The following is a 2,017-nucleotide window of genomic DNA, read 5'->3' as shown; positions in this document are numbered from 1 at the left end:
TTCACCCAGGTTGTCGGCGAGCCGCTTCTTACCTTCGTCCGAGCCGAGGACGTAGAAGTGGTTGGGCTGCACGTTCACCGAAGACGGCGTGGAACGCAGGAACGTCAGCAGCTTCTGAAGCGTTTCCTCCGGAATGGTCTTGCTGGGGTCGAAATACCTGGTGAGGTGCTTGCTCATGACCTTGTCGATAACCATGTCAGTTTACCTTCTTCTTGTGATCAGTGGATGAGAAGCGTTGGTGCGCAGGGTTTGGATTAGTTCTTGCCGCGGGCAAGTAGTTCGTCAATGCGTTCGAAGCTGATACCTGTCGACGCGGTGGCGATGTCGCCCGCGACCAGCGCCTTGGTGGCCTGCTCGAGTGCACCCATCGCATGGGCGTAGAGCGCCGGACCGAAGCTGATGCGCTTGACCCCGGCCTTTTGTAGTTCGGCGACGGTCAGCACCTTGTCCGCCGGCGAGATGAGGACATTGACCGGCGTCGGCGCGACAGCGGTGACGATCGCGGTCAGGGCATCGAGGTCGGGAGGGAAAGGCGCGTAGAGCACATCCGCGCCGACCTCGGCGAAGGCCGTCAGACGCCGGATGGTGTCGTCGAGATCGGGCCGCCCTTGGATGAAGTTGTCGGTGCGGCCGGTGACGACGATGCGCCCCTTGGCCGCGTTGACGGCACTACGTACGCGGTTGACGGCATCGTCGAAGTCGCGGATCGGTTGATCGGGATGGCCCGAGGTGTCTTCGATCCCGATACCGGCCAGGCCATAGGCCACGGCGGCTTCCACGGTCGCAGCGACGTCTTCAGGCGTGTCGCCGTAGCCGTCCTCGAAGTCTCCGTTGACGGGCAGCCCGGTGAGTCGGCCGAGCAGCCGCGCATGTTCGAGGTGCTCGTCGCGAGTGAGTTCGTGACGCCCGTCGAGGCGGCCGAGTGTGGTGGCGAGTGCCGCCGATGACGTTGCGATCGCCTCGAAGCCGGCATCGGCCAGCATCAGCGCCGAGAGGCCGTCCCATGCGTTCGGCATGACGAGGCCGCCGTCGCGGGTGTGCAGTGCCATGAATTTTTCATAGAGTTCGGAGCCCGGCATACCGAACCTTTCCCGAGTGATCGTTGGAGACAGTGACGGATCGAGGGGCCAGGTACGCCGCCTCGATAAGGACGCCGACGCTTATCCCGGCGTACCGACCGAGCTGACGGCGGGGATGTCGATGTCGGTCTGGTTGACGTTGTTGATGAAGTTGGTCAGCAGGACCTGCACCGCCACCGTGACGATCGCCAGGATCTGCGGGTCGGTGTACCCAGCACCTCGCACAGCCGCCAGGTCGGCGTCACTCACCTGACCGCGGCTCTCCACCACCTGCTGGGCGAAACGAGCGACCGCGGCGCGCTTGGCATCGATCGAGCTCCCGGCCCGGGCCAAGTCGATGTCATCGCTCGACATACCACCGAGTTCGGACGATACGTACGTGTGCATCGCCAGGCAGTAATCGCAACCGTTGGCTTGCGACACGGCGAGCGCGATGGTGTGCCGCGTCTTCGCGTCCAGAACCCGGCTCAAGGTGGCCTGCAGTGTCATGACCACGTCGAGGACGGTCGGGTTCGACGCAAGAGTCGCGAACATGTTCGGGACAAAGCCGAACTGTGCGCCGACGTTGTCGAGGATGCCCTGCGCGTCGGCGGGGACGTCGTCAGGAGAGGGAACGTTCAGTCGTGACATGGCGAATCGGCCTCCGGTGGATGTGCGAGTGGTCAGCGTCGAGCCCACGTCGGTTCTTACTGCTTCAGGGTCCGGTCCTCGTTGTGACCGTGGACTCCGCCGGCGGACTTTTTGGGCTGCCAGGCCCACTTCGCAGAAGTCAACACCACTCGACTCTGGGCTGTCAAGCCCAATCTGGGGTACCGTGAAGCATGACCACCACCACGGCAGCACCGACGCCTCACAAACTCACGTCCAAGGGACAGGCAACGCGTGCCCGCATCCTGGAGCAGGCTGCTGAGCTCATTTACACCAAGGGTGTCCACGCC

The 2,017-nt window shown here is 63.6% G+C and carries 3 protein-coding genes; all 3 read right to left on the bottom strand.

Features of this window, described 5'->3' with window-relative positions:
- On the bottom strand, window positions 1-195 hold a 195-nt coding region (locus tag VXC91_RS44930; protein ID WP_329513101.1), incomplete at its 3' end, for a nitroreductase family protein.
- Window positions 196-254: 59 nt separating this feature from the next.
- Window positions 255-1,049 carry an isocitrate lyase/PEP mutase family protein gene (locus VXC91_RS44925; RefSeq protein ID WP_329513100.1) on the bottom strand — a complete coding sequence of 265 codons (795 nt, stop codon included), beginning with the start codon at window positions 1,047-1,049 and terminating at the stop codon, window positions 255-257.
- A gap of 111 nt (window positions 1,050-1,160) precedes the next feature.
- Window positions 1,161-1,709: a carboxymuconolactone decarboxylase family protein gene (locus tag VXC91_RS44920; RefSeq protein WP_329513099.1), complete on the bottom strand. Its 549-nt coding sequence runs from the start codon at window positions 1,707-1,709 to the stop codon at window positions 1,161-1,163.
- Between the last annotated feature and the right edge of the window lie 308 nt (window positions 1,710-2,017).

Source organism: Streptomyces chiangmaiensis, assembly GCF_036281785.1.
GTDB lineage: Bacteria > Actinomycetota > Actinomycetes > Streptomycetales > Streptomycetaceae > Streptomyces > Streptomyces chiangmaiensis.
The sequence above is the reverse complement of the archived record's forward strand: the minus strand, read 5'-3'. Positions and strand labels throughout refer to the sequence as shown.